The sequence below is a fragment of the Sphingobium sp. EM0848 genome, from assembly GCF_013375555.1.
Taxonomy (GTDB): Bacteria; Pseudomonadota; Alphaproteobacteria; order Sphingomonadales; family Sphingomonadaceae; genus Sphingobium.
The window spans coordinates 66,194-90,587 of record NZ_JABXWB010000004.1 but is presented as its reverse complement, the minus strand read 5'-3'; the positions used below and the strand labels follow the sequence as shown (position 1 = coordinate 90,587).

Here is a 24,394-nt window from a genome sequence, read left to right as displayed (position 1 = left end):
CAGGGATGGCGACGCATCCGGTCCCGACCACCGCCCGGCGATACATCGGGTTCACGCGCCATGAATGGCAGACCATGCTTCATTTCCTGCTGCATGGGCTCGGCTTTGTCGCGTCGACGATGCTCATCACCTGGGGCCTCTTCTGCCTCTTCTTCCTCGCGATCGGCGGCTTCTCGTTCGATGGTTTCGTCCATCAGCTCAATAATTTCACGACGCGCTACGTTGCCGCGGACCCGGCGCGCACCGCCGCCTTCCTCAACATGTTCGCGATCGCGCACATGATCCTTTCCACCGCCGTCGTCGCTCTTCGCGCCAATCGCATCCTTCCGCAGCGTGCGGATGAGGGAGTTCCGCCTCATGGCTGACCAACCCCAACTCGACCTTCCTCCCCCTTCCGCGCCTGAGACCCGAGCAGCGAAGCGCAGGGTCGGTTTTGGCGGCTTCACGCGCGTCCAGATGCTGATCCTGTTGCTGCTCGTCGCTGCGATCATCTGGGGAATGTGGGTGACGCGGGCACTGACCCAGTCGAAACAAGACCATATCGTTTCGGCACGGTTGTCGGCGCTGGTCGGCGACTATGTCGAGGCACAGCGCTTCTCAGGCTCGCCGCCCGACCGCGTGCGCGCCGAGATGCAGGCGTTCATGTCCTCGCTCGACAAGGAACTGCAGCGCAGGAGCCAAGACGGCCAGATCGTGCTTGTCGGTGAAGCCGTGCTCACCAAGAACGTGCCGGACATCACCGACAGCCTGAAAAAGGCGGTCTTTGCCTCGGGCGTTCCCGAACCCAAGCGTATGTCCGTCGAGGAATTGCAGCGGATGCAGGAGCTCTCGGCTGCCCAATCGGCGCTGGCCGCCTCGCGTGCAGCACCGCTGGCGGCGCCGGGGGCAACCATCGATCCGATGGCTGGCGTCCCCGGCGCCAGCCCTCAGGTGCCCGCGGGCCAGGCTTTTCCGGCCCAGCCAATCCCGCCGCAGATTCCCGGTGCGTCCGTCTCGACGTTCGGAGGACCTGATGGCAACGGCGGCCAATAGGGTGGAAGCCCTGCGTTGGCGTCCCCGCACGCGCATGTGGGGGATGCTGGCGGTGGCCGTCGCCGGGACGCTTGGCTTCGGCGCGATCGGCGAATGGCGTGATGGCCACGCCCTTTTGATCAACACGACGGACTCGCTCCCGAATTGGGCGTTTCTCATCCAGCGCCACAAGCTGCCGGCACGCGGCGACTATGTGTTCTTCGATCCGCCGCCCGGCGAGCTCCTCCGCCGCCATTTCGGCGCGAAGCCACAGATGTTCGGGAAGATCGCCTACGGCGTGCCCGGCGACATCATCAGCCATATCGGCCGGACGGTCGCCGTGAATGGTCACCCGGTCGCGCAGATGAAGCCCTTCACACGCTTCGGCGAGCCGCTGACTCCTGGCGCCACCGGACGGGTGCCGGCCGGATGCTATTTCGCGGCGACGCCTCACAAGGACGGCTTCGACAGCCGTTACGGCGAAATTGGCTTCGTCTGCGGGCGCCAGATCATTGGGACAGGGGAGCCAATCCTATGAGGATGCTTGTCACGAGCTGCGTGTGCGCGGTTGCGGCGCTAGGCGCGGCGCTCGTCTTTCCCCCGATGCGGTCGGAAGCGAAGGATTATGGCCAGGCGGCACAGGCATTTCCGGTGATCGAGCCGGATCTGCTTTCGACGATCGAAGCCCGACTGCGCAGGGCCGAGGCGAGTGGCGAACTCGCGCGCACCAATGAGATGTTTGCCAAGCGCGTCGAGGCGAAGGTTCGGCGTCCTGATCCCGTGGCGGGGATAACCGCGGCGCGAGCGGCCCGAAGCTGGGACTTCGATCCTTCGGTCATGATGGAGCGCGACATTCGCGATCAGAAAGGAAACCTGATCGCCGCGGCCGGCCAGCGTATCAATCCGCTCGACTTCGTCTCGGTCCGACAGGACCTCGTCTTCATCGATGGTGACGACCCCGCGCAGACGGCGTGGGCCATCGAGCATTACTCCGACATCAAGGCCAAGATCATCCTGGTCAATGGCTCGCCGGTCGAGCTGATGACCGCGAAAAAGCGGCGTTTCTATTTCGACCAGGCAGGCAAGCTCACGACCCGGTTCGGCATCGAGCACACACCGGCAATCGTCACCCAGGCCGGCAGGGTGATGCGCGTGTCCGAAGTCGCGCTCAAGCCCGGAAAAACAGGCTGATGCCACCTTGGCTAGACATGCTTCGCACGCCGATGGCGGCCCCCGAGACCGGCGCGCTGCGACGTCTGCGCCTGATTTGGCAGATGCTTTGTCTGATGCTCGGCGCCGCGATTATTGGCCTGCAGCCGCTATCGCTCGCCTTCGGGCGGGCGGCGCCATGCGCGATCGCAGTACTTCTGCTTGCCAATATCTGCACGACCGCCGTCTACCTCGCGCGGAAGCATCGCGCCGACACCTCATTTCTGGAAGCAAGCGGGGAGGAGCAATGATGCATAGCGCGCGATGGGCTCTGCGGCTCCTCCTGACGATGATCGCCGCCTTCATTCTCGCGCCGAGCGCTCAGGCCGCGGGACCGACCTGTCACGGGAAGTTCGTCAACCCGATCACCGATGTCTGTTGGTCGTGCCTCTTCCCGCTGTCGGTGGGCGGCCTCAAGATCTGGCCGAGCGGCCGGCCGGATACAGCCAATCCGGCTTCGCCTATTTGCGCCTGCGGCAGCCCCATTCCTCGGATCGGTATCTCCGTCGGTTTCTGGGAACCAGCGCGCCTCGCGGACGTGACCATGAAGCCTTGGTGCTTTCCGAACCTTGGTGGTATCCGCATCGCACCCGGCTTCGACATCGGACAGGGCTATTTGGCCGGCCCGTCGATGGTGGGCGGCCGCTCCCAGAGCACGGCCAAATGGCACGTCCATTGGTATGTGTACCCGCTCCTCTACTGGATGGAAATCCTGACCGACTTCGTCTGCTTCGAGCAGGCAAGTTTCGATATCGCGTACATGACCGAGATCGACCCGCTCTGGCAGGACGACTCGCTGACAGCACTCATCAACCCGGAAGCCATCGTTTTTGCCAATCCGATCGCCCAGGTTGCCTGCGCCGGAGACTGCATCGCCGGCACCGCCCATTTGCCGCTCGATCCGCTATTCTGGTGCGCTGGCTGCCAGGGCAGCATGTATCCGCTCAATGGAAACGTGCCGTCGTCGATCGGCCACGTTCAGTCCTCGCGGCTCGCGCTGTCGCGCTTTGCGTACAAGATGCACCGCGAGGCGCTGGCGTGGGGAACGATGGGGTCGGCGGGCCTCTGCAAGAAGTACCTCATGCCGATCATGCGGAAGCAGCAATACCGCTTTCAGATGGTCAATCCGATCCCGACCGTGAGCGGTCGCTTCGCTTGCTCCGCGATCGGGGCATCCACCATGCCGCCCGACGCAGGCCGCGCCTATCCCGCCGGTGGCGAGGACATGGGCTACCTGGTCTGGCGCAAACGCAACTGCTGCGTTCTCTAGGGGGGCCTTTCGATGCGCGGATATCTTTGGGCTTCTACTGCTGTTCTCGGCATCGCCAGCATATCGGCGGTGCTTGCGCAGAGCGTCGATGGGATCGACGTTCAGGCGATCAAGAAGCGCTCAGCCGAGCTTCAGGCTGATGCCGAGGCGTTCGTCAATCAGGTGAAGGACAGGGGTGATGCGTTCCGCGAGGAGGCGGCCAATGTGAATGACGGTGGCATGGCCAACATGCAGCGCGTTGCGAAGACCGATCTGCCCAAGGGGCCCGCTGGTCCGGTCGACTTCGACGAAATCGTAGCGGGCGCCGCGTCGAACGCGACGGTGGGGAAGGGCGAAGCACCCCAGTTCATAGTGTTTGCCAGCCTGTCGATGCCGCCACAGGCGCTCAAGCAATTGATCGGCGATACCGCGCGCGCGGGCGGTGTGGTCGTCTTCCGGGGCTTTCCGAACAATTCGATGAAGGAGTTTTCGTCCGCCCTCGGGAAGATCGTGACCCGGCAGGACGATTTCGCCAATGTCGGTATTGATCCGCGCCTCTTCCGCGCTTTCGACGTCCAAGCTGTTCCGACCTATATCGCCGTCTCGTCCGATTTCGACCTTTGCGCCGGTTTCTCGTGCCAGACCAAGGTTCCGCCCCACGACCGTCTCATTGGCAACGTCTCGGTTGAATATGCGCTCGAGCAGTTTGCCGAGGGGAATGGCCCGGGTGCCCGCGTCGCCGCCGTTGGGCTCTCCAACATGCGCAAGGTCAATCGGTGAGGTCGATCCCCGCCTCGGCTGCGCTCGTTGTCGCGCTGATGGTCGTAACGCCGGCGCTGGCGCAAACGACCGTCGAGGAGGCGCGGGAGCAGGGCAAGGAGCTCGGCACCCAGAAGCGCAACGATCCGACGCTCGTACCGTCGAGTGACGCCCAGGCGGCAGCGGTCCCCGGCTATTCCGGCCCGAGCCTGCCCGAAGGTTCCTATTTCGACGATCCCGAGCGACTTGAGGCGGCCGGTCAATCGGCGAAGTCCTCGAACGAGCAATATCGCATCACGACGGACGCCGATCGGACGCGCGCGACGTTCAGCAATTCGGAGATCTTGGCGGCCACGCAGAGGGCGACGTCGGTTGAGAACGATCCATCCACCTATCTGGCCGGTGAAGATTATAGCGGCGGTGGCGGGTCTTGTGTGCCGTTGCCACCGGCGGTTGGGAACGCAGGCTACTACGAAGCGACCTGCAATCAGGGCACGAAGATCGAGGACCAGCCGCGCTCCTGCTCGATCACGATGGTGCCGGAGACGACGACGGTCGACGCCTTCAAATTCTTTGTGGTTCCCAACAGCGCCTACGGCACCCCGTTCGCACGGTACGATTCGATGGCGCCGCATATAACGGCCGGGACATGCCGTCCGACTGGCGTGGTGATGCAGGCGTGCGCCGCCCATCGCATCTACGGCGTTTCGACGAACAAATTTTGCGACGATTACAACGCCACCGAATATGTTTGCTCCCAGGACCTGACGGGAATTGCCTTCCTCCCTAGCCCGATTACCGGACGGGATTGGCATGCCAAAACGACCGACACGCAGGTCACCGTCAGAGGGCCGACGGCTGTGGACATCTTACAGCGGATGCCATGTGCACGGCCGATCCTGCGGGGGAGATTTGCACCGAGGGCCCGGAGACCCGCGTCATCAATGGGGTGCCGATAACCCAGGCATGCTGGGCGTGGAAAAGAGACTTCACCTGCCACACGCTGACTCCCGCCAGCGACTGCGGCGACCTCGAGAGCAATCGGGCCTGCACCTATTTGCGGACCGAATGCCTTGATGACGAACCGAACGGCGGCGCATGTCAGGTCGAAAACCGGGTTTATAAATGCCCGACGCCCTTGAGTGGGACCAGCGACGCACCGCAATATATTTGCGGCGACGATGTCTACTGCATCAACGGTGATTGCGAGCCGATCGTTCGCGAGGCGTCGACCGAATTCAAGGATGCGCTCGTCGCCTTGCATTCGATCGACCAGGCCGGTGAGGAGTTCGACGAGACCAATTTCACGGTCTTCAAGGGCAATCGCGAGACCTGTCACAAGCCGGTGTTCGGGCTCATCAACTGCTGCGCCGGCAAAACGTCAGGCCTGCTGACGGTCGGTGCAGGCGCAGCCGCACTGGCCGGCGGGCCTGCGGCGATCGCCGCGTTGGCGACGCCCTTCCTGACCCTGTTCGCTTGTTCGCAGGACGAGATGAAGCTCGACATCAAGGATCGGATGGGTCTGTGCCACAATCTCGGAACCTATTGCTCATCGAAGATCCTCGGCATCTGCACAACGAAGCGGACCGCCTATTGCTGCTTTGAAAGCAAGCTCAGCCGCGTGCTTCAGGAACAGGGCCGGCCACAGCTCGGCAAGCCTTGGGGGAGCGCCAAAAAGGAAACGTGTCAGGGCTTCACCGTCGACGAATTTGCCCGCCTCGACCTCTCCGTCATGAATTTCACCGAGGTGTATGCGGACTTCATGGATGCGGCGAAGCTGCCTGACGAAGTCCAGACGATGACGGACATCCAGGCGAAAATTCAGTCCTACTACGACCTCCACGGAAAATGAGGCGGGTCAGATGTGCACCACGCCGGGGGGAGGCCGTCCGAAGCCAGAAAGTCAGGGAGAATGATCATGTCGATGCCGCTTCTTGAGCTGCCCGTCATCGCGGCAGCGCTGCTGCTTCAGCCAGCGCACGAGAGCCCGTCGCCGCGCCCGCCGTGCGCCTCCCGGCACGCCGCAACGGTGGCCGATTGCTGTGTTCATTTACCGGATTGGGAAGCGCGCAAAGAAAGCCCGCCCCGCGAACGCCCTGCACAGTCGCCCGGTAAGGCCGAGGGAGGGACGGAACATGGCAATTCTTGACCGGACGGTGATCCTTGCGGCAGCTCTCTCGGCGGCGATTTGGGCGCCCGCGCTTGCCCAGGACGCGCCCGCGGCCCGAAATGATACCATCGAGCAGGATCGGCCGGACGAATTCTACTGCGGCGAGCGCAGGCTGGGGCAGTGGTTCTATTGCGCGAAGCCAAAGCCGATGGACAACGCCAAGCCGGCGACGCCTGTCGAAGCGGATCGCGCCACGGATCGGATCGCCGCGATCGCCAAGCAACTCGACGAGCTGAAGGCCAAGGCCATCCTCGAGCCGACGGAAGCGAACGTCATCAACTATATCCGCTTCCAGCGCGAACAGCTCGATCGCGCGTCGACATTCTCGGACACCTGGCAACGCGCGCTCTGGCAGAACCCGGACCTCGACTATACGCTGCAACGCCCGGTTTCGACGGTCGGCAAGCGTCTGTGGCTCGATAATCGGAAGGCCGACCGCGATGCTGTCCTCACCAGCCTCGGCCAGCGCTACGGGCTGTTCTATTTCTATGCCCAAAGTTGCGGCGCGTGCGAGGTGTTCGCGCCGATCCTGCGATCGGTCACCGATAGTCATCGGATGACGGTGATGGCCGTATCCATGGACGGCGGGCCGAGCAGGGATTTTCCGAATTACGTCGTCGATTCCGGGCAGCGGGCACGAATGGGTGTGCCGGGCAATGAAACGCCTGCGCTGGTCCTGTTCGATACCCAGACCAAGCGGACGATTCCGGTCGGCTACGGCGTGCTCAGCGCCGACGAAATCATGGACCGCATCTTCATGCTGACCAACACCAAGGTCGGGAGCGACTATTGATGACACAGGCAAAAAAGGGCGTCCTGCGCCGGAAGTTCGGCTCTGGTCTGGCGTTAATCGCAGCTTCCCATTTCGCGATCGTCGGCGTCGCGCACGCTGATGTCGCGTCTGAGATGAACGGCTTCTTCAACGATGCCGGTGGCGCCGCAAATGTCACCGGGCCGACGGCATTCCAGGGTCAGTCCGCGGGCTATTACTCGCTTGGCAACGTGTGGACCCGCTTTCCGCAGAAGAGCGTCTCGCCGTTCAATCTGCAGCTTCCGAGCGCGCGGGCGGGCTGCGGCGGCATCGACCTGTTCGCAGGCAGCTTCTCCTTCATCAACGCCTCGGAAATCGTGGCGATGTTGAAGGCGACCGCCAACAATGCCCTTGGTTTCGCCTTCAAGCTCGCGATCGATTCCGTTTCGCCAGAGATCGGGAAGGTAATGGATGAGTTCAGCCAGAAGGCGCAGCTTCTCAACCAGATGAATATATCGAGCTGCGAGACGGCGCAGGCGCTGGTCGGTGGAATCTGGCCGCAGATGGAAACCACCCGCTCGACGATCTGCGAGGCGGTCGGCAACAGCCAGGGCATATTCTCCGATTGGGCCGCTTCACGGCAAGGCTGCAACAACGGCAACCGCCGGGACAGCACAATCGCTGGCAATACCGATGCGAGCATGAAGGACCAGCTCGTCGGCGAGCCACACAACTACACTTGGGAGGCGCTGAAGAAGTCCGCCAAATTCGGGGCGTTCGACCAGTCATTCTCCGAATATATCATGACGCTCGTCGGCACGGTGATCACCACGCCATCAACCGATCCGAGCGTAGGCGGGAAGGTCATCATGTTCGGGCCCGCCGAGGAGGCGGTGGTTACGGCGCTGCTCGACGGCACGGCGAACGCACCGGCGGTGAAGATGCTCAAGTGCAACGACACGGATTGCTACGATGTCGGTGAGCAGACCCTGACGGTGCCGGCCTCGTCGGCGTTGCGGCCGCGGATCGCAGGGATGATCCGCTCGATGAGCAGCAAGATCAGGACGGACACCGCGCTCGACGGTTCGGAGAAGCAGCTCCTCAACCTCGCGACCGTACCGCTCTACAAGATCCTGTCAGTCCAGGCCTATGCGCATTACGCGCTGACCGACGGCGAAATCGAAACGCTCTCAGAGATCGTCGCAGTCGATCTGCTGGCCGCGATGCTCGATAACATGCTCGATCGCGTCGAGCAGGCGCAGACTCACTATCAGACGTTCGACCAGGCCACCGCGACGCAGTGGAAACAGCAAATCGCTGCGACGCGGCAGAAATTCGCGCAGCGTGACGTGAAGCTCTCCAACAAGCTGCAGGTGACGATGCAGATCATCGATCGCAGCATCATGCTCGAATCCACGCTCCAGAATTCGATGACGCCGGGCATGGCGTCCGCGCTCAATTTCTCGCGCGGGTTGAACGCACAAGGGCTGAATTAGGGCAGGGGAGCCGGCGCGATGCTCGAGGTCTTTACGGTCGGGGGCGGGGAATATCTCGTCAACACCTTCAATGCCGTCGCTGCCTGGTCCGGGGGAGGTGGATACCGCTCGCTCCTCCGCGTCGTGATGGTGATGGGGCTCATCTACTCTCTGCTCGTCGTCGCCTTCACGATGAACTTTCGCGTGTGGATGAACTGGTTTCTGCAATCGACGGCGATCTATCTCTGCCTCATGGTGCCGACCATCGACGTGAAGGTCACCGACCGGATCAATCCGTCACTGGCACCGGCAACGGTCGCGAACGTGCCGCTCGGGCTTGGTGTTCTGGCAAGTTTCACCACGCAGATTGGCGACTGGCTGACGCGGACGGCCGAGACCGTTTTCGTGATGCCGAGCGAGCTCAACTATTCGACCAACGGCATGGTCTATGGCGCGCGCCTGTTCGACGCCACTCGCAACTTCGTGATCCGCGATGCCGAGTTCTCGACCAATCTTGAGGAGCATTTCAAGAAATGCGTCTTCGGGGACGTGATGCTCTACCGGAAGTCGCTGACCGTCCTGGCGCAATCGAAGGATCTCTGGGCGGAAATCGGTCCCGGCTCGGAAGCCCGATCGCAGGAATGGCTCGAACGGCAGGGCGATGGGACCGTCACCAGCGCGATCGTCACCTGCCGGCAGGCTTACGACATGCTAAATGCGCGGTGGGCGCCGATGATCGAGGCGAACACGCCGTTCTGGGGGAAGGAGCTTTACCCGAAGCTGAGCAACGCGCTGGCGGCCGACAAGCTGAGGCACGATCTGCCGATCGCCAATGCCGCGTTCACCGGCTCGGGCAGCAACTACAGCGATTCCATGCGGCAGAACACGGCGATCAACGCCTTCATGCAAGCCCGCAACAGCATGGCGGGCGGATCGGGCGCGGCGACGATCGACACCTTCGCGCAGACCCGCGCCGACATTCAGGCACGCAACACTTATAATTCGATCGCACAGCAGGCGATGGCCTGGGTGCCCATCCTCAACATCGTGCTGACCGTGGTCTTCTTCGCGATGTTCCCGGTGATATTCCCATTGTTCCTGATGCCGCAAACGGGTCTCGCGACCCTGAAGGGCTATGCGATGGGCTTCTTCTATCTCGCAGCCTGGGGGCCTCTCTATGTCATCCTGCACATGATCTGCATGACAAGAGCCGAGGCCGCCGCCGCGGGGGTCGCGCCCGGCGGCGTCACGCTGGGCACCTATGCCGGCATCGGCGCCGTGAATGGAGAGACTGCGACGATCGCCGGCTTCATGCTGATGAGCATCCCATTTCTCGCCGCGGGTCTTGCACGGGGCGCGATGTCGATCGCGGGCCAGGCGACCTCGATGCTTGCGCCGGCACAGAACGCCGCCGAGGCTGCCGCGCTGGAACAGACCACGGGAAACTATTCTTACGGCAATGTGAGCTGGGCGAATGCGACGTCGAACATGCGCCAGAGCGACCAATGGTCGATTGCGCCGAGTTTCACGGGCGGTGCGACCAGCGTGGGTTGGCGCCAGGACAACGGCGCCGTGGTGTCGGGCTTCGGCAATGGACAAGATGTCATCGACATGTCGGGCGCGATCTCGCGGCTGGGGTTCACGCCAACCATGAACAGCGGCACCGTCGCGGAATGGCGGGAAATGTCGAGCGCGGCGCATCGCCAAGCGCAAGCGTGGGAGAATGCCGCGCAGGATATTCTGACCAGCACACACACGAACCGAAGTGCGTTTGGGGTCTCGTCCGAGCGATCCAGAGGCTTTGAATCTGGAAGCGGGTCCACCGCAAATACAAATGTCGAGAAGTTCGATCGTGTTACCGGGTCGAGCTCGCAGGGCCTAGAGGAGCGCTCCTCGACCGGGTTGACCGATCGGATCTCGATGGGCCGTGATCGGTCAGCCGGCACGCTCGATCAGGTGACCGGCGGGATCAATGGCGGCATCGGCGGCGGCGGAGGTCGTAAGGGTGGCGGTGGGCGGGCAGGCGGCGGGGGACTTCTTCCCAATGTCGGCGGTTCCCTTGGGGTCAGCAAGACCGGGCAACAGGTCGACAATCTTCGCTATGGCACGGATCAAACGCGTTCCTCCGACAGCTCCAGCTCGTCTTCAAGCGGTGTGCGCGACGAGCACTCCAACGGCAGCGGAGCTAGCACATCCGACGGCACTTATGTTCGTTCAGGCTCGTTCAGCCGGTCATCGGTGACGTCATCGTCCTCGGTGAGCACCGAGGACGCCCTTTCGCGGGCACGATCCTATTCCGAGGCCGCGCGGCGTATGGAAGAGCTATCGCAATCCCTCGCGCGCGATGCGAGCTTCGCCGAATCGCACGGGATGCAGCTCAGCGAGAATATGAGCCAGGATCTTGCGCAATGGTACAGGCTGCAACAGGCCCTTCATCCCAACCTTGATGCGCCCGAGCTTTGGGCGACCGACTTAACGCCGCAGAAGCGCGCGGTCCGTGACCAATTGATTCAACAGTGGGCACAGGAAAAACGAGACGCGCTTTGGTCCGAGATCAGCGGCGATATCAAGGACCCGTCGCTGGTCGACGTGTCGCGGATCGATCTCGACGCCGGCGATGTGCGCGGCTCCTATAATCCGCGCGGGGTTAGCGGGATCGGTAGCGGTGGGGGAGGCGGCGACCCTGGCGCCGCTGCCCGCATGATCGCTGATGGACAGGCGAAGCTGGACGGTGATCGGGCGGCAGCGGAAGCCGCCCGTAACAATCGCGGTGGCGCGAATGTTGATCTACAATCCGAGGTCGGCCGCGAACTCAATCGCGGTTTCTTCACCGATCCGAACTTGCGGAAGTAAAGGACCGGTCAGAGCGTCAGGTAAAGATAGGCACCCGTCGCCACGAGCAGGACAAGCGAAATCACGCCACCGATCAGGCGGCCACGCGAAAGCTCGTTAGTATCGTCATCGCTCTCGTCGGAATTGATCTCATGCGGCATCGGATCGGCCGGCCTATAGATTGGGCCGCCGGGTAGATCTTTGGTGAATGCGTATGTGATCGTATCAAACATGGGCGACTTTCTACCGCCGACATCATATCATTGAGTAACTTCGCATTCAAACCGGAATAGGCCGATGCGGACACGTGCCACAATCGCAAATTCTTAGAGCGATAATAAGTATTATGTTAAATATCAATATCTTATAAGAATATCAGTCCCGATACAACGCGGAGACCTTTCATGGAAGTCCGATTGAGCGCGACACCTAAAGGCAACGGATTTCAGGCAACGGTCGCATTGCCCGATGGGGTATCGATCAGCTCGGCCGAATCCTATCCCACCGAAGCCGAAGCGATCACCGCGGCGGCCGTGAAGTTGTTGGAGATGCCCGATCGCCTGATGCGCGCGACCGCAGTAGAAGCCGATCTTGCGATCAGCGGCAGCTCATCGCCGGCGTAGCGCCGCCAAGGTGTCCGGCATGATCGTGTAGACTGCCTCGCGCTGGGCGCCGCGATTTTGATGATCCACCCGATAGCCCTGATAGTGGCGTCGCAGGAGGCCGCCCCGACATAGATCCGACACTGCGCGGCTGACATTGCAGCGGCCCGATTGGCGAACCCGCTCACGGACCCTTTCTTCAATGACACGGTCAGCCTGTGTCGGATCGGCCGGTAGTTCGTCAGCCTGCTCAAGTGCCGACCGCACGGTTTCGATCGTCGAACGGCGCCAGGGTGTACGCTGCGCGATCGGAGCCAGCGCATCGCACAGCCAGTCGCGGACAGGCACGGCGTCGCCGTTCACCATCACGCTCGGTCCAGCCCTGCCCTTTTCGTCAGCGACTTCCTCCAGGAGCTGGAGGAGCATGTAGGAGAATTTTGGCCGCGGCGAAGCTGCGGCGATCGCCGCCAAAAGCCCCGGCGTGTCCATCCCTCGCGCGGGTTCGACGGATGCTTCGAATAGGTCTGCCTGATGGAACATAGCATGAATCTACTATGCACTTTGGTGGATGTGAATCCCACAAAGGACCGAAGGCGCTTTTTTTCTGGCGGATTCCACAGGCTTCGGAAGCGGTGCATTTGAGCTGCTTGACTCATCGCCGGGAACAGGAACAAATAAGGAACGAATCAACGAGTCCCGAGTCTCCTGAATGCCATGCGTCAATCAACCGTCCTTGAAGATTTGCGAGCGCGTATCGAGGGCGTAGGCGTTCAGCGCGAAGCGATCCCGTTCGGCATCGACGCGATTGCCGGGCGGAGGCATTGCTGCAGGTGCTCTCCATGAAATGATGGGCAGTCCCGATCTCGCGGACTAGGCGAGTGCGACGGTCTTTCTGGCGGGAATCCTGGCGCGAATGGAAGGTCCCGTCTTCTGGTGCCTGCGCTGGCGCGACCTGTTTGCCCCTGCCCTTCATCTCGCCGGTCTTCATCCAGATCGGGTCATCTATGTCGAGGCCGGCAGCGACACCAATGTCCTGCTCGCGATGGAGGAGTGCCTGCATCACCCTGGCATCGCCGGTGTGGTTGGCGAAGTCGGGAAATATTCGACTACTGCATCGAAGCGCCTGCAATTGGCGGCGGAAAGCTCGGGTGTAGCGGCCTTCGTGTTTCGTCGCGCGGCGAAGGCCGAACAGGTCGCCGAAGGGACGGCAGCGATGACACGCTGGCGGATCACCGCTTCACCAAGCGAAGATCTCGGTCTGCCGAGCCTGGGTCGCCCTCGCTGGCATGTGGATTTGGAACGTGTGCGCGGTGGTAATCCGCACGCCTGGATCGTGGAGGCGTGCGATGCGACGGGTCGTATCGCTCTTCCTGCCGCACTGGTCGACCGACCGGCTGCGGCGGAAGATCGCAAAATTGTCGCCTGAGTGCCGTGACGGCCTGGTCCTTGATCTTCCGCTGGTGACCGCGGTGCCCGATCACGGCAGGAAAGTCATTGCTGCCGTCGATGCCGAGGCTAAGGCGCTCGGTGTCCGCGTCGGCATGACCGTGACGAAGGCCCGAGCGTTTGCCCCTGAATTGCAGGTCGTCGATGCCGACCCGGAGGGCGACCTGCAGGGACTTCGCGATCTCGCGCTATGGGCGGGCCGCCGATACTCACCCTTCGTATCACCGGATGCGCCCGACGGAATCTGGCTCGACATCACCGGCTGCGCGGGTCTCTTTGGCACCGAGAAGGCGCTGCTCAAGGATCTCCATCGCCGTGTTGCCGCGTCGGGGCTGGCTCTGCAGATCGCTGTGGCCGACACTGCAGGCTGCGCCCATGCCGTTGCGCGGCATGTACCCGCCGGCCGGCCGGTCACGATCGAGCCGGGCGGACACCGCACTGCCATTTCCATCCTGCCGATATCGGCGTTGCGATTGCCAGGACGCGAGGTCGAAGGTTTGCGCAAGCTCGGATTTGAGCGGATCGAACAGCTCATCGGTGCGCCGCGCGGCCCTCTCGCCAAACGGTTCGGCCGCGAATTGCATCGGCGGCTGGATCAGGCGCTCGGCTTCGTGCCCGAGCCGATCGAGCCGATCTACCCTGAACATCTGCCGCGGGCCCGTCGAGGTTTCATGGAGCCGATCGCGACACCTGAAGCCTTCGCCCAGGTGATCGGCGATCTCGTTGCCGATGTGGTGGGGCAGCTCACCTGTATCGGCAAGGGTGCTCGCCGATTGGATTGCTATTTCCACCGTGTGGACGGCCACAATCAGGCGATCCGCATCGGGACCGCAACCGCATCCCGCGACGCAGGCCATCTCGCGAAATTGCTGTGCGCTAAGATCGAGACGGTCGAGCCAGGGCTTGGCATTGAGGCAATGACCCTCGTGACGCCGCTGGCTGACGCGCTCGCGGCCCAACAGGATGAAGGGTTGGAAAGCCCGCGACGCGGGCCGAACCTCGCCTCTCTGGTCGATGCGCTCGCCAACCGTTTTGGTCCACGGAGCCTGCATCGGGCGGCACCGCACGCGAGCAGTATGCCTGAGCGCTCGATCACCACGATGCCCGCCCTTGCGAAAGATAGCGGCGCCCAGTGGGACGATGACCTCCCTCGCCCCGCCCGCATGTTGGATCGACCCGAGCCAATCGACGTGGTCGCCCTGCTGCCAGACGATGCCCCTCGCCTCTTCGTGTGGCGTCGAAAGCGCTATCGGGTGACCCGAGGCGATGGTCCGGAACGCTTGCACGGCGAATGGTGGCGCGAGAGCGGCAATGAGGCCGACAAGGCGCTGATCGTCCGGGATTATTATCAGGTCGAGACCGAGACAGGCGGTCGGTACTGGCTGTTCCGGCTCGGTGACGGCGTAAATCCGGCTACGGGCACCATGCGCTGGTTCATCCACGGTGCGTTCGCATGAGCGAGGTCGACGCCAACTATGTCGAGCTGCAGGTTACGACGCACTTCAGCTTCCTGAGGGGCGCATCATCCCCCGAGGAGCTGTTCGCCGCGGCCGCATTGCTCGGATTGCCTGCTCTCGGCGTCGTTGATCGAGGATCGGTCGCCGGCATCGTCCGGGCCTGGGATGCCGAACGGACCACCGGCGTTCGTGCCATCATCGGATGCAGGATCGATCTGAGCGACGGCACGGCGCTACTGCTCTATCCGACGGATCGCGCAGCCTATGGCCGAATGTGCCGACTGCTCAGCATCGGCAAAGAACGCGGCGGCAAGGGAGCCTGTCATCTCGACTGGTCGGATGTCGAACAATGGAATGACGGGCTCATCGCGATCCTGAGTCCTGACCGGGCAGACGTCGGCACCGAGGCCGCCCTTGCGCGGACGAAACGGATTTTCGCCGACCGTGCCTATCTGGCTCTGACGATCCGGCGGCGACCGAAAGATGCGATCCGGCTGCGTGATCTCGCGAACCTGGCGGCTGCGGCTCGCGTTCCTACGGTCGCGACCAATGACGTGCTCTACCACGCGGCGGAGCGCCACATGCTGCAGGATGTTGTCACTTGCATCCGGGAGAAATGCACGATCGACGAATTGGGCGCTCGGCGCGAGCGGTTCGCCGATCGGCATCTCAAGACCGGCCAGGAAATGGAGCGGCTGTTCCGTCGCTATCTCAAGGATGCGTCGCCCGTCTCTCGCACGCTCGAGATCGCAGCGCGGTGCAGTTTCAGCCTTGAGGAGCTCCGTTACCAATATCCGGATGAGATCAATGTGCCCGGCCGGACGCCGCAGGAGGAGCTGGAGCGGCTGACCTGGGAGAAAGCCCCCGACCGCTATCCCGAGGGGGTCGATGACAAGGTGCGCTCGCAACTGGTGCACGAACTGAAGCTCATCGCGGACCTTGAGTATGCGCCCTATTTCCTGACCGTCCATTCCATCGTGACCGAAGCGCGGCGGCGCGAGATTATCTGCCAGGGACGTGGGTCGGCCGCGAACAGTGCCGTTTGCTACGTGCTGGGCATCACCTCGATCGATCCGGTGCGCTCGGAATTGCTGTTCGAGCGTTTCGTGTCGGCCGAGCGGCGCGAGCCGCCCGATATCGACGTCGATTTCGAGCATGAGCGCCGGGAGGAAGTGATCCAGTGGATTTATGAGACTTATGGGCGGACGCACTCGGCGCTGACGGCCGTCGTGACCCGCTATCGCGCGCGGGGCGCGGTCCGCGAAGTCGGCAAGGCGCTCGGCCTGAGCGAGGACATGACGGCGGGTCTGGCCGGGTCCGTCTGGGGATGGAGCCAGGATGGCGTCGAGGAAAAACACGCGGAAGAGCTCAATCTGGACCTCGCCGACCGGCGCCTGGTGCTGACCCTGGAATTGGCCCGTCAGCTCATCAATACGCCGCGCCATTTGTCGCAGCATCCTGGCGGATTCGTGCTGACGCGCGATCGGCTTGACGAACTGGTGCCCATCGAGCCGGCTGCGATGGAAGATCGACAGGTGATCGAATGGGACAAAGACGATATCGATCTCCTGGGCTTCATGAAGGTCGATGTCCTGGCGCTGGGCATGTTGTCGTGCATGCGGCGGGCGTTCGAGTTCATGGAGAATGACAAGGGCCTGAAGCTCGATCTCGCGACCATCCCCGCCGAGGATCCGGCGACCTACGCGATGATCCGCAAGGCCGATACCTTGGGTGTCTTCCAGATCGAGAGCCGCGCACAGATGGCGTCCATTCCGTTGATGGCGCCGCGCACCTTCTATGATCTGGTCATTCAGGTGGCGATCGTGCGCCCCGGGCCGATCCAGGGCGATATGGTCCACCCTTATCGTCGCCGGCGCAACGGCGAGGAGGCCGTCACCTATCCGACCGAGGAACTGCGGCGCGTGCTCGAGAAGACCTTGGGGGTGCCGCTGTTTCAGGAGCAGGCGATGCGCGTGGCCATCGAATGCGCTGGCTTCACACCGAGCGAAGCGGATCTGCTTCGGCGCGCGATGGCGACGTTCAAGCTGACAGGCGGCGTCTCACATTTTCGGGACAAGCTGATCGATGGCATGGTCGCGCGCGGATACGATCAGGAATTCGCGGAGCGCACCTTCAAACAGATCGAGGGCTTCGGCTCCTATGGTTTCCCGGAAAGCCACGCCGCGAGCTTTGCGCTGATCGCCTACGCCAGCAGTTGGGTGAAATGCCATCATCCAGATGTGTTTTGCGCCGCGCTGCTAAATGCCCAGCCCATGGGCTTTTATGCCCCGGCCCAAATCGTCCGCGACGCGCGTCAGCATGGCGTCGAGATCCGCCCGATCGACGTCAATCACAGCCGCTGGGATTGCACCCTTGAGCCAACGGGCGGCCGCTATCTCGCCGTTCGGCTGGGCCTTCGCATGGTGAATGAGCTCGCCAACCGCGATGCCGCGGCGATCGTCACGGCGCGCGCCGATCAACACTATGAGAGCGTCGAGGAAATCCAGCGGCGTGCCGGCGTGGGGCGCGGCGCTCTGGATCGGATCGGCGAAGCCGATGGGTTCGGCTCATTGGGGAACAATCGGCGTGAGGGACTGTGGAGCGTTAAGGGGCTCGGCAATGCAGCATTGCCCTTGTTCGCTGCGGCGGACGAACGTGAAGGCAAGCTACGCCAGGAAGCGATCGAGCCGACGGTCATCCTTGCGCCTATGGGCGCCGGCGCGGAAGTGGTCGAGGATTATCGGGCCTCTGGCCTGTCGCTGCGGGCTCATCCGCTGGCGTTCCTGCGCGACGAATTGCGCAATCGCAAGATGATCACCTGCGATGAGCTGCAGTCCATGAAAGACGGCCGCTGGATCAATCTCGCGGGGATCGTGCTGGTCAGACAGAAGCCGGGCTCCGCCAAGGGCGTCATGTTCATCACGCTGGAGGACGAAACGAACGTCGCCAACCTGGTGGTATGGACCAACGTGTTCGAGAAGCATCGGCGCGCCGTCCTGGGTGCGTCGATGATGGGCGTGCGAGGCCAGGTGCAGCGCGAGGGCGAGGTTATCCATGTGGTCGCCCAGCGGCTCGATGATTTGTCGCCGCTCCTTGCCAGCGTTGGCACACGCACGGATGTCGCCGATATCTACCGGGTTAGTCGCGCTGACGTGGCCAAACATCCGCTGCGGTGCGATCCCCGTGATCTGGTATCGTGGGATCGCAGATCGCTGACGCCACCGCCTGATCCCGGCATAAGGGTCCGTTCGCGTGATTTCCGCTGATCCTGTCCAAACTCGCCGGCTCGCAGCTCCGGGGGAAAACGAGAGAAGTTCGGCGCAGTGGGAGCTTGTCATTAGACTAGCCGGTCGGTGCATAGGTATTCGGGCGAGAGACATCATTCCAGCTCATGGCAGGGAGCCTGGACCATTCCTATATCGCCTTCGGGGGCCAGCTTACGGCCAACGCGTCACAGTGTTTCTGTTCACGCCATTGACGTGTGAGCGGGTGAACGAGGCGCGCCAGCAACAGCCGGAGCAGGAAAGCAGCGTTTCATGGTATCTTCGTCCGCCGCGACAGTTGAAGCCCTCATCGCGACACTGCTTGCGACACGGAATCAGACCGACATGATTGCCAAGCTGGGCCAATCGCCGCGGCCTGCGATGTCCAAGGCGATCGGCGCCGAGATCCGGTCCGCAATCGAGACGCTCGGCGGTCATATCGAAGCAAAACGCCGCCGCGAGGCGACCGTGACGCTCCTCGCGCTGTTGTACATCGATGCCGCCTATGTGGTGCCCCGCCTGCGCCGGGCAGGTGTGCTGCGTGCTTCGCGTTACGGCTACGCCGGCAATCTGATCGGCACCCTCGCCAAGACCGCACTCCAGATACGGCCGTTGTTGAACGCTCCAGAACGCGCTCGCTATTTCGAGTCCGTGATTGCGCTCAGCAAATTGGCCTCCAACGCGCGCGCGATCTACGACGAAATCGTCAAAATCCTCGGGAGCCGGCGAGATTGCGTTCTCAAGACCCTGCTCGTGATTCTCAATAACCAGTTCTACCAGGGCTGGGTCGCCGACCCTTCGCAGCCGTCCTGGTCGCCTCGCCGCTACACCACGGAAGAATATGTAGACGGCGCCTCGCTGATCTTCTCGATCTATGCCTCGCTGTTCCCGATCACCGACGAATGCTGCAATCACGTCGATATTGCTGCCATCACGACGGACGCGGTGGTCTATGAACGACTGCTCCTCGCGGCCGTGCGCCTCACAAAATTCAAGGACGCGGAAACCCAGATTGATGGGTTGCCCTATCAAGCGACGCTCGAAGGCGAGACCGTCACAATCTCATCGATCGACCCGGACATAGAGCGCTCCGTCCGCTTGGGCTACATTCAGAGCGACAATCAAGCGATCATCCGGATCCACCGTTTCCGGAACTCAAACCCGCCGATGTCCATGAGTGACTTTCTCGACATGGGCTTTGAACGTGACGCCTTTCCCGGCTTGCTCGAACTCGCGGAAAAGCCGGTCAGACGCTATCGAATGATGCTGCCGACGGCGCCGGAAATCTTCTCGATCTTCGCTGGGGACCAGATGTTTCGCGAGGAGGTGGAGAGCCTCCTCCTCCTCGATGTCAACAACTTTGGGAACGTCAGCGATCTGATCGCCGATGTGAATGAGCATGTCACCACCACCGACATCTTCAAATTTCAGAGGTACTTCACCTTCCTGAGCGGTGTGTACCAAAGGGCCTTGGCGCGGATTGAGGACGAGGCCGAGCGCACATTCCTCACCTTCACGTCGACCGTCTTTGTGATGTCTCACGACAATCTCTTCATGCAGATGATGTTGATTTTTAGGAGCGAAGCAAAGGTGCGCTCCCTGATCGATCTGATGAAAATGACCATCAGCACCGGTCACATCGATCTGCAATATCGACCGTTGATCGACCTCGGCGGCTACTACGTCATTGCCCCTCAGGTGCTGGCCGCCTCGAATCTCGTCCGTAACACCATCGTGGCCAACGGCCTGCGACCGATCGCACTCGGCCCCGAAGACCAGATGGTGAACGCAGTGATCGACGCGCTCAAATCCGCGGGGTTCAAGGTTGAATCCGGCGTGGAACTGCGTGCTGGCGGGCTCGATTTTGAACTCGACATCGTCGCCTGGCGCGATGGCCATCTGTTTTTCTTCGAATGCAAGAACGCCTACCACCCGTGCTCACCACACGAGATGCGCAACAGCTATGATCACATTAAGGTCGGGCGCGACCAGCTGGACAAGCGGCGGCGGGTCTTTTCGGAGACGACCCACAAGAGCCAATTGTTGAAGAAGCATGGCTGGGCGGTCGATCCGTCTGCCGAAGTCCACACCGGAATCGTCACCGCAAATCGTATCTTTCATGGTGCGGCCCTGAACGGCCATCCGGTTCGCCAGGCGCATGAACTCATCAATGTCCTGACCATGGGCAAGCTGAGCGGTGAGGAGCGCAGTCTGTCGATCTGGGCCGGAAGCGAATTCCATGCGCTCGATCTTGTGACCTATCTCGAGGGCGATTCCATCGCCGCCAAACAACTTGCGGCGCTCGACCCCACAGACTGGGAAGTCGCGATGGGATACAGGCGACTTACGCTCGCGACCTATGTCCTTGATCCTCTGAAACTTCAGGGGATCATGGAGGCAAGCTACCCGGCCGTTGAACACGCATGATGCGGACACGCCGATAGATGGCCGACAACAAGAACCAGCACTTTGTCCCTCGGGTCCACCTTCGGCCGTTCACGGTCAACGGAGAGGGGCTGGCGATCAACCTGTTCAATCTCGATCGCATGAAGGCCATTCCCAACGCACCCGTCAGGAATCAATGCTCGGGCGACTATTTCTACGGGCAAAACAAGCTTCTCGAGAACGCGATCAACTTCATCGAGGACCCTTATGGGCCGATCGTCCGCCACTTGTCCGATGGCGGCGCGGTCGGTTCAGCGGTCAAGGTCGTCCTCAAGCGGTTCATCTATCTCCAATACCTCCGGACGGAAGCCGCCTCGCTGAAAGCCAGTGAAATGGCGCTGGCGCTGCAAGATGTTCCTGGATCCGACCTTCCCGTGCCAACGGTGAAGGAGGCATCGAAGGAGGCCGTCCAGGCCGCGATGCTGAACTACAAGGACACGATGCGGATCGTCGACGATCTCACGCTTTGCATCGCGCGAAACCGGTCAGACCTCCCCTTCTTCACCTCCGACGATCCGGCCATCCTGACCAACCGCCTGCATATTCAACGGCCGCGCAAGGGCCGACCGAGTTTCGGGGTAAAGACCGCTGGGGCCATCTTTTTCCTGCCGCTCTCACCTTCTCTCTGCGCAATCCTTTACGACGGGGCTGTCTACACCTCTGGCCACCGGGCGCACTGGATCGACATCGATCGGCACCAGGATATCGAGGCGCTCAACGCCCATCAGGTTCTTGGCTGCTGGGCCAACGTGTATTTCCGGGAATGGGGCGATCGCGATACAATTGCGTCGCAGGTAGAGGCCGGTAAACCCGGACGGCCTGCCACTCGGCAAACGGTGACCCAGGCCGTCCTCGAAAAGAGCGACGATTGGGGCGAATATTACGCCGTCAGGAAGCCCACCGATATCAGAAACGGGGAGAAGGTCCTTGTCCATGTAGCGACGAACCACCCAGCCCCTTCGACCTGGCCCTCATTTCTGCGCTTCCGCTCGAACGCGCACGCCTACTCGAATGACACCGGCGCCGGCTTGACCCGCCGATGGTGCCTTGAACAGGGATTCGTGCAGGGAAGCGGCTATCGAAAGATCTCGGTCTAGCGTGTGGGCGCCGATAGCGCGATTTCCGCTGACGCACCCGGCCCGGAACGCAGCGCAAGAAACAGCGAATAGGGCTCTCTACTCGCCGCCAAATGCGGGATGATATGTGACGATGCCGCTGTGGTGCTGCTGATCGAACGAGAGCCGCTGAAAAAACTCTGGCGGGGCTCCTGCTAACCGCAGGTCGGGATCGACGGCAAAGCCGAACCGGCGGTAGTAAGCGGGATCGCCGAGAACCACGCATCCTTTCGAGCCTTGCCGCTTCAGGTCGGTGAGACCTGCCTCGATCAGCGCACTGCCGACGCCCTCTCGTTGGCAATTTGGGTCAACCGACACGGGGCCAAGCCCAAACCACCCGTCGAGAATGCCGTCGATCATGACTGGGGAGAATGCGACATGGCCTACGATATTCCCACCGTTGGCAGCGACAAGCGAGATCGTCAGCGCACCCGCATTGCGCAGCCCATCAACGATTGAGGCCTCGTTGCCGTCACTGTGCTCCGCTGCGAGGAAAGCGGAAGTAGTTACGGCGCGGATAAATTCCTCGTCCGCAGGTTTCTCGGGTCGTATCTGCATCGGTATCATCATAGCAAAGTGTCGAAGGCCCTCAACGGTAGGGCGGCGGCCTATCGATAGGTTCAGCCTGACGAAGGTCTCATGCAATATCGCCCAACAGGTCGCCCATGGCGTTGTTCGAGGTCGGTGTCCAAGCCGTGAGCCGTTCGGCGATTGCACAGAAGCAGCGCGCGAAGGCGACCTGGCCGCGATGAATGTCAATCGCGTGGTCAGGCTCGCCCGTATGAACGATGGCGCTGCGGGCATAGTAGATCGCCAGAACGCTGGCCTGATAGTTCGCCACGCCTGGCACCCCTTTGATGCAAATCCCAATCCGGCGCCGCAGGCGCTCTGCAATCGCGGGGGCATATTGGTCCGTGAGCAGCGTCTCGAACGCCACCGCCAGCGCGACGATCGCCTCCGCCTCGTTCGCCCGGGCACTGAACGACTGCCGGAACCAGTCCAAGGCAGTGAGCAGACGGCGGTAAAGGCGGTTCTCCGGTTTCGAATGCGTGGCGATACTGACGTGACGAAAATAGCCCCGCTCCACCGTGTTCAACGCCTGCGTCACCTTCGCCGCAAGCCGCCGCATGCGGGACGTCGCCAGTGCGGTGGTGGAGAGCGTCGCGGCGACGTCAGAGAGCTTGGCCAGCTCGAGCTGGGAGACGTTCATGGGCACGCGGCGCGTGGACATCGGGCGGCCAGGGATCGCCTCACCGATCATATAATGGGCGATGTCGAGCGTCTCGAAATTGTTGACGAAGGACGAATTGCGGTGCCGGTCGAGCGGCCCGACTGCCTCCTGCGACAGGCTATGCAGCATCAGCAGGTTCGCCGCTGCCACCCTGATCTTGAGTGAATAGACGAACTGGTTCTCGTACATATCGCCAGTGAACGACGTGAGGCGGACCAGCATGAGCGGGTTCTTTCCGAACCACTTTGCCGAGTAAGCGAAGTGCCGGAAATCCGACTTGTCTATGCGCTGCTTCACGCCGAGCCCCCTTGCCATCCGCTCGATGCTGGCGACGGCCGCGTCGAACGAATTGCTCTGGGTACTCACGGCGAAGCCCGCGCTCCTGAAGATCGCCTCGGAGCGGAGCTTGCTGTCCTTCGCGAAGATCCGCGGCATCTCCATCCCGAAACCTGTCAGCGGATAGAGGACGAAGCCCGGCCTGTCGGCGCCTGCGGTCGCGAGCCCGGCGATGACCCGCGCGGGCACATCCCCGCCCCCATTCTTGGCGGTGTGCAGGATATAGTCGTCGAGCAGAGAGCGCCCGATGTAGAACTCGTTCGACCATAGCGTGCGCGCGATCGCCGCGCGGAGCTGCAGGATATGATGCTCGATCGCCTGGCGATCCTTGGCAGACAGCTTGGTTTCGTCCGTGACGAGATCGTCGATGCTGTCGAACTGGGTCAGCAGGTTGTGCTTGGCCTTCAGGAAATCGTCGGACTGTTTGAGCTTCTTGCCGAGCGTGACGGTCAGACCGCCGAGCGTCGAGGTCATTCGCCCCCCTCGCTCTTGCGGGACGCCTGCCATTCTCGCGCCGCCGCCTCGATGTCGAACCCTTCGATCGACAGGCCGACAATCGTGTTGATGAAGGCCTTCGCCTCGGCGATCACGGCTTCAGCCTCCTCGGGATTGCTGAAGGCTCCTTGGTGCACCACGGCATTGCGCACCGTGTTGATCTTCTCGGCCGACGCTTTGAGCGCCTTTCCGATCGGACTCTTGTCCGGCGTCTCGAAATAGATCGGAACGAACAGCCGAGTGACCTTTAGCGGAAGGCCATTGGCCCAACGCAGGAACATGTCGACGATGGTGTCATCGAATTCGGTCTTGCGGGCCCATTCCGTCCGAATGGCATAGTTGGCCGCGATCTCCGCTGCCGTGGCGCAACGGACGATCGCCGCAGATGGCTCTTCTCGAAGGTGCAGGCCGGATAATTTGGTCCATTGTGACTGCAATTTTTCGAGATCGGTGCGTTCGTTATAGGGCTTTGACGATTTCTCGCGATGTGCGTTGCTGTTTGCCTTAGCCATTTGCCCCCCAATTTTGCTGCCCGCCGCCCGATCAGG

Annotated in this window: 20 protein-coding genes and 2 pseudogenes; 17 read left to right on the top strand and 5 right to left on the bottom strand. The window is 62.1% G+C overall.

The window, feature by feature from the left end:
• Positions 1 to 5 precede the first annotated feature (5 nt).
• The 11 genes and pseudogenes from HUK73_RS17825 (at position 6) to HUK73_RS17775 (ending at position 11,477) form a co-directional block, all read left to right on the top strand.
• Complete coding sequence (locus HUK73_RS17825; protein WP_066701135.1) at positions 6 to 365, top strand: hypothetical protein; 360 nt, start codon at positions 6 to 8, stop codon at positions 363 to 365.
• Positions 358 to 1,032, top strand: coding sequence for a TrbI F-type domain-containing protein (locus HUK73_RS17820; RefSeq protein ID WP_070936364.1), 675 nt, complete (start codon positions 358 to 360; stop codon positions 1,030 to 1,032). The genes HUK73_RS17825 and HUK73_RS17820 overlap by 8 nt, the downstream gene beginning before the upstream one ends.
• Positions 1,013 to 1,549 (top strand): S26 family signal peptidase, encoded by a 537-nt coding sequence (locus tag HUK73_RS17815; RefSeq protein WP_066701133.1) that lies wholly within the window; start codon positions 1,013 to 1,015, stop codon positions 1,547 to 1,549. Before HUK73_RS17820 ends, HUK73_RS17815 begins: the two co-directional genes overlap by 20 nt.
• Positions 1,546 to 2,202 carry a type-F conjugative transfer system protein TraW gene (gene traW / locus HUK73_RS17810; protein WP_066701132.1) on the top strand — a complete coding sequence of 219 codons (657 nt, stop codon included), beginning with the start codon at positions 1,546 to 1,548 and terminating at the stop codon, positions 2,200 to 2,202. The genes HUK73_RS17815 and traW overlap by 4 nt, the downstream gene beginning before the upstream one ends.
• Positions 2,202 to 2,471 carry a hypothetical protein gene (locus tag HUK73_RS17805; RefSeq protein ID WP_066701131.1) on the top strand — a complete coding sequence of 90 codons (270 nt, stop codon included), beginning with the start codon at positions 2,202 to 2,204 and terminating at the stop codon, positions 2,469 to 2,471. The genes traW and HUK73_RS17805 overlap by 1 nt, the downstream gene beginning before the upstream one ends.
• Positions 2,471 to 3,490, top strand: a complete 1,020-nt coding sequence (gene traU / locus HUK73_RS17800) for a conjugal transfer pilus assembly protein TraU (protein WP_096367889.1) — start codon at positions 2,471 to 2,473, stop codon at positions 3,488 to 3,490. The genes HUK73_RS17805 and traU overlap by 1 nt, the downstream gene beginning before the upstream one ends.
• A gap of 12 nt (positions 3,491 to 3,502) precedes the next feature.
• Positions 3,503 to 4,249, top strand: a complete 747-nt coding sequence (gene trbC / locus HUK73_RS17795; protein WP_066701129.1) for a type-F conjugative transfer system pilin assembly protein TrbC — start codon at positions 3,503 to 3,505, stop codon at positions 4,247 to 4,249.
• Between the two features lie 38 nt (positions 4,250 to 4,287).
• Positions 4,288 to 6,080: pseudogene (locus tag HUK73_RS17790) on the top strand (conjugal transfer protein TraN).
• Between the two features lie 304 nt (positions 6,081 to 6,384).
• Positions 6,385 to 7,191: a conjugal transfer protein TraF gene (locus HUK73_RS17785; RefSeq protein WP_066701157.1), complete on the top strand. Its 807-nt coding sequence runs from the start codon at positions 6,385 to 6,387 to the stop codon at positions 7,189 to 7,191.
• Positions 7,191 to 8,645, top strand: a complete 1,455-nt coding sequence (locus HUK73_RS17780) for a conjugal transfer protein TraH (protein ID WP_066701128.1) — start codon at positions 7,191 to 7,193, stop codon at positions 8,643 to 8,645. The genes HUK73_RS17785 and HUK73_RS17780 overlap by 1 nt, the downstream gene beginning before the upstream one ends.
• Before the next feature lie 18 nt (positions 8,646 to 8,663).
• A complete protein-coding gene (locus HUK73_RS17775) occupies positions 8,664 to 11,477 on the top strand; it encodes a conjugal transfer protein TraG N-terminal domain-containing protein (protein WP_066701127.1) in 2,814 nt (937 codons plus the stop codon).
• Positions 11,478 to 11,485: 8 nt separating this feature from the next.
• Here HUK73_RS17775 and HUK73_RS17770 read toward each other — a convergent pair whose 3' ends face one another.
• The gene (locus HUK73_RS17770; protein WP_070936279.1) at positions 11,486 to 11,689 is read right to left on the bottom strand and encodes a hypothetical protein; all 204 of its coding nucleotides are present in this window, start codon (positions 11,687 to 11,689) and stop codon (positions 11,486 to 11,488) included.
• A 171-nt stretch (positions 11,690 to 11,860) separates the two neighbouring features.
• Here HUK73_RS17770 and HUK73_RS17765 point away from each other — a divergent pair, with 171 nt between their 5' ends.
• Positions 11,861 to 12,079, top strand: a complete 219-nt coding sequence (locus HUK73_RS17765) for a hypothetical protein (RefSeq protein WP_066701117.1) — start codon at positions 11,861 to 11,863, stop codon at positions 12,077 to 12,079.
• Here HUK73_RS17765 and HUK73_RS17760 read toward each other — a convergent pair.
• Positions 12,065 to 12,598 (bottom strand): hypothetical protein, encoded by a 534-nt coding sequence (locus HUK73_RS17760; RefSeq protein WP_066701116.1) that lies wholly within the window; start codon positions 12,596 to 12,598, stop codon positions 12,065 to 12,067. The two genes, HUK73_RS17765 and HUK73_RS17760, sit on opposite strands and share 15 nt — an antisense overlap.
• A 174-nt stretch (positions 12,599 to 12,772) precedes the next feature.
• On the opposite strand from HUK73_RS17760, the pseudogene HUK73_RS17755 reads away from it, so the two are divergent.
• The 5 genes and pseudogenes from HUK73_RS17755 to HUK73_RS17735 all read left to right on the top strand — a co-directional run bounded on the left by HUK73_RS17755 (position 12,773) and on the right by HUK73_RS17735 (position 21,766).
• Positions 12,773 to 13,484 (top strand): annotated as a pseudogene (locus HUK73_RS17755) (ImuA family protein).
• Positions 13,405 to 14,961 carry a DUF6504 family protein gene (locus tag HUK73_RS17750; RefSeq protein WP_066701114.1) on the top strand — a complete coding sequence of 519 codons (1,557 nt, stop codon included), beginning with the start codon at positions 13,405 to 13,407 and terminating at the stop codon, positions 14,959 to 14,961. The pseudogene HUK73_RS17755 and the gene HUK73_RS17750 overlap by 80 nt, the downstream one beginning before the upstream one ends.
• A complete protein-coding gene (locus HUK73_RS17745; protein ID WP_066701113.1) occupies positions 14,958 to 18,227 on the top strand; it encodes an error-prone DNA polymerase in 3,270 nt (1,089 codons plus the stop codon). The genes HUK73_RS17750 and HUK73_RS17745 overlap by 4 nt, the downstream gene beginning before the upstream one ends.
• A 270-nt stretch (positions 18,228 to 18,497) precedes the next feature.
• Positions 18,498 to 20,651 (top strand): hypothetical protein, encoded by a 2,154-nt coding sequence (locus tag HUK73_RS17740; RefSeq protein ID WP_137864397.1) that lies wholly within the window; start codon positions 18,498 to 18,500, stop codon positions 20,649 to 20,651.
• Positions 20,652 to 20,668: 17 nt separating this feature from the next.
• Positions 20,669 to 21,766 carry a DUF4238 domain-containing protein gene (locus HUK73_RS17735; protein ID WP_066703447.1) on the top strand — a complete coding sequence of 366 codons (1,098 nt, stop codon included), beginning with the start codon at positions 20,669 to 20,671 and terminating at the stop codon, positions 21,764 to 21,766.
• A 78-nt stretch (positions 21,767 to 21,844) separates the two neighbouring features.
• Here HUK73_RS17735 and HUK73_RS17730 read toward each other — a convergent pair whose 3' ends face one another.
• From HUK73_RS17730 to HUK73_RS17720, 3 genes are all read right to left on the bottom strand, one after another.
• Positions 21,845 to 22,342, bottom strand: a complete 498-nt coding sequence (locus HUK73_RS17730) for a GNAT family N-acetyltransferase (protein ID WP_096367890.1) — start codon at positions 22,340 to 22,342, stop codon at positions 21,845 to 21,847.
• Between the two features lie 79 nt (positions 22,343 to 22,421).
• The gene (locus HUK73_RS17725) at positions 22,422 to 23,825 is read right to left on the bottom strand and encodes a HEPN domain-containing protein (RefSeq protein WP_066703444.1); all 1,404 of its coding nucleotides are present in this window, start codon (positions 23,823 to 23,825) and stop codon (positions 22,422 to 22,424) included.
• Positions 23,822 to 24,358, bottom strand: a complete 537-nt coding sequence (locus tag HUK73_RS17720) for a hypothetical protein (protein ID WP_066703440.1) — start codon at positions 24,356 to 24,358, stop codon at positions 23,822 to 23,824. The genes HUK73_RS17725 and HUK73_RS17720 overlap by 4 nt, the downstream gene beginning before the upstream one ends.
• Positions 24,359 to 24,394: the final 36 nt, after the last annotated feature.

What these genes read in the sequence shown, in the direction of transcription:
- HUK73_RS17735 (WP_066703447.1), top strand. Translation starts at nt 20,669, where the DNA reads ATGGCCGACAACAAGAACCAGCACTTTGTCCCTCGGGTCCACCTTCGG.
- HUK73_RS17770 (WP_070936279.1), bottom strand. Translation starts at nt 11,689, where the DNA reads ATGTTTGATACGATCACATACGCATTCACCAAAGATCTACCCGGCGGC.
- HUK73_RS17740 (WP_137864397.1), top strand. Translation starts at nt 18,498, where the DNA reads ATGGTATCTTCGTCCGCCGCGACAGTTGAAGCCCTCATCGCGACACTG.
- HUK73_RS17720 (WP_066703440.1), bottom strand. Translation starts at nt 24,358, where the DNA reads ATGGCTAAGGCAAACAGCAACGCACATCGCGAGAAATCGTCAAAGCCC.
- HUK73_RS17775 (WP_066701127.1), top strand. Translation starts at nt 8,664, where the DNA reads ATGCTCGAGGTCTTTACGGTCGGGGGCGGGGAATATCTCGTCAACACC.
- HUK73_RS17725 (WP_066703444.1), bottom strand. Translation starts at nt 23,825, where the DNA reads ATGACCTCGACGCTCGGCGGTCTGACCGTCACGCTCGGCAAGAAGCTC.
- HUK73_RS17780 (WP_066701128.1), top strand. Translation starts at nt 7,191, where the DNA reads ATGACACAGGCAAAAAAGGGCGTCCTGCGCCGGAAGTTCGGCTCTGGT.
- HUK73_RS17820 (WP_070936364.1), top strand. Translation starts at nt 358, where the DNA reads ATGGCTGACCAACCCCAACTCGACCTTCCTCCCCCTTCCGCGCCTGAG.
- HUK73_RS17750 (WP_066701114.1), top strand. Translation starts at nt 13,405, where the DNA reads ATGCGACGGGTCGTATCGCTCTTCCTGCCGCACTGGTCGACCGACCGG.
- traU (WP_096367889.1), top strand. Translation starts at nt 2,471, where the DNA reads ATGCATAGCGCGCGATGGGCTCTGCGGCTCCTCCTGACGATGATCGCC.
- trbC (WP_066701129.1), top strand. Translation starts at nt 3,503, where the DNA reads ATGCGCGGATATCTTTGGGCTTCTACTGCTGTTCTCGGCATCGCCAGC.
- HUK73_RS17825 (WP_066701135.1), top strand. Translation starts at nt 6, where the DNA reads ATGGCGACGCATCCGGTCCCGACCACCGCCCGGCGATACATCGGGTTC.
- HUK73_RS17765 (WP_066701117.1), top strand. Translation starts at nt 11,861, where the DNA reads ATGGAAGTCCGATTGAGCGCGACACCTAAAGGCAACGGATTTCAGGCA.
- traW (WP_066701132.1), top strand. Translation starts at nt 1,546, where the DNA reads ATGAGGATGCTTGTCACGAGCTGCGTGTGCGCGGTTGCGGCGCTAGGC.
- HUK73_RS17760 (WP_066701116.1), bottom strand. Translation starts at nt 12,598, where the DNA reads ATGTTCCATCAGGCAGACCTATTCGAAGCATCCGTCGAACCCGCGCGA.
- HUK73_RS17805 (WP_066701131.1), top strand. Translation starts at nt 2,202, where the DNA reads ATGCCACCTTGGCTAGACATGCTTCGCACGCCGATGGCGGCCCCCGAG.
- HUK73_RS17730 (WP_096367890.1), bottom strand. Translation starts at nt 22,342, where the DNA reads ATGCAGATACGACCCGAGAAACCTGCGGACGAGGAATTTATCCGCGCC.
- HUK73_RS17745 (WP_066701113.1), top strand. Translation starts at nt 14,958, where the DNA reads ATGAGCGAGGTCGACGCCAACTATGTCGAGCTGCAGGTTACGACGCAC.
- HUK73_RS17815 (WP_066701133.1), top strand. Translation starts at nt 1,013, where the DNA reads ATGGCAACGGCGGCCAATAGGGTGGAAGCCCTGCGTTGGCGTCCCCGC.